General features: G+C 45.3%; 2 protein-coding genes. Both read left to right on the forward strand.

All coding sequences use genetic code 11. The features are described from left to right. A partial coding sequence (uppS, locus tag A3729_RS20915) for a polyprenyl diphosphate synthase (RefSeq protein ID WP_068634241.1) occupies positions 1-504 on the forward strand: 504 nt, incomplete at its 5' end. A gap of 20 nt (positions 505-524) precedes the next feature. Beyond that, positions 525-865, forward strand: a 341-nt coding sequence (locus A3729_RS20920) for a phosphatidate cytidylyltransferase (protein ID WP_197475965.1), incomplete at its 3' end; no start/stop codon positions are given.

Here is an 865-nt window from a genome sequence, read left to right on the forward strand (position 1 = left end):
CTTTTCCTTTTTGCCTTGCAGCGAGAAGTTAAGAAACTGCACTCAAATAATATCCGCTTGCGAATTATTGGTGATCGAGAGCCGTTTAGTGATGTGCTTCAGGAGCATATGGCGAAAGCGGAAGAACTAACAGAAAATAATGATGGTATGACTCTGGTCGTTGCCGCTAACTACGGTGGGCACTGGGATGTCGCGCAAGCGACGCGGAAAATTGCCCATAAAGTTGCTTCCGGCGAGATTGCGGCTGAAGATGTGAGCGAAGACTTAATTCAATCACATATCTCTTTGGGTGACTTGCCTTTACCTGATTTAATGATTCGCACTGCGGGTGAGCAGCGCATCAGCAATTTTATGTTATGGCAATTGGCCTACGCAGAATTCTATTTTTCCGATTTGTACTGGCCCGATTTCAAGAAGGAACAGATGCTGGAAGCCTTAAAAGCCTATGCTGGACGAAAGCGGCGCTTTGGGCAAACTGATGATCAGTTGGATCAGGCCGAGTAAATAATCACGGGACTCTTTTTGTGTTAAAACAACGAATAATTACAGCTTTAATTCTTGCTCCACTTGTTTTGGGGGGTGTTTTTTTACTGCCTCCAGAGTATTTTTCTTGGTTTGTCGCAGCTATTGTTATTTTAGGTGCCTGGGAATGGGCTAACCTTTCAGGCGTGAGCGCTTCTGCAGCGCGAGTGGTTTATGCTCTCGTTATGGCGGTTTTCCTATTTTTGCTTGTCGGCAGTATGTCTCTTCCCTGGGTATTAACACTTTCTGTTGCATGGTGGGCCTTGGCATGTGTTCTGGTCATGACTTTTCCAGAATCATCTTCCCTGTGGAAGGGGAAAATAGTTCAGTTACTGCTTGGTTT

This window comes from Oleiphilus sp. HI0043, from assembly GCF_001634935.1.